This window comes from Micromonospora orduensis (assembly GCF_006228125.1).
GTDB lineage: Bacteria > Actinomycetota > Actinomycetes > Mycobacteriales > Micromonosporaceae > Micromonospora > Micromonospora orduensis.
On the sequence record NZ_VDFY01000025.1, the window covers coordinates 1 to 580 of the forward strand.

General features: G+C 70.5%; 1 protein-coding gene. It reads right to left on the bottom strand.

Annotation, left to right across the window (positions count from 1 at the left end):
* The coding region (locus FHG89_RS00175) for a discoidin domain-containing protein (RefSeq protein ID WP_139581822.1) at positions 1-580 on the bottom strand (580 nt) is incomplete at both ends.

The following is a 580-nucleotide window of genomic DNA, read 5'->3' on the forward strand; positions in this document are numbered from 1 at the left end:
GTCCAGGTGGTGCCGTCGGGGCTGGAGGCGACCGTGAAGTCCCGGGTGTTCCAGGCGGTGTTCTCACCGCCGGCGCCAGCGTGCTTGACCACCACCCGGTTCACCGCGTGGCTGGCCCCCAGGTCCACCTGGAGGTACTTCGAGGTGCCCTTCGAGCACCACTTGTCGCCGTTGCCGCCGGCAACGCTGCCGTTGACGGCCTTGGCCGGGCCCTCGGTCGCCGAGCAGGAGCTGTCCGCGGTCGCCGGCTTGTTGAGCGCCAGGTTGGTTCCGCCGGTCGGCGGCGGGGTGACGCCCGGGATGGCGTTGAGCGTGTACCACGCCTCGGTGCTCCACAGTGACTGCCCCGTGGTCAAGGTGAACGGGCGCGGCGAGCGCAGGTACACCACGTGGCCGGCCTTGCGCCCGTTGACCGCGAGGGTGACCTTCTTCCCGTCCGCCGACAGGGTCGCCGAGGTGACGGTCAGCGTCTCCTCGTCGATCTTCGGGCCGCCGTAGCTCGACGTCGCCTGGTACCGCCCTTGCTTGATCTTGTAGTGCGAGGCCAGGTTCGCGGCCGTCTCCGCGGAGACCGGCTGGG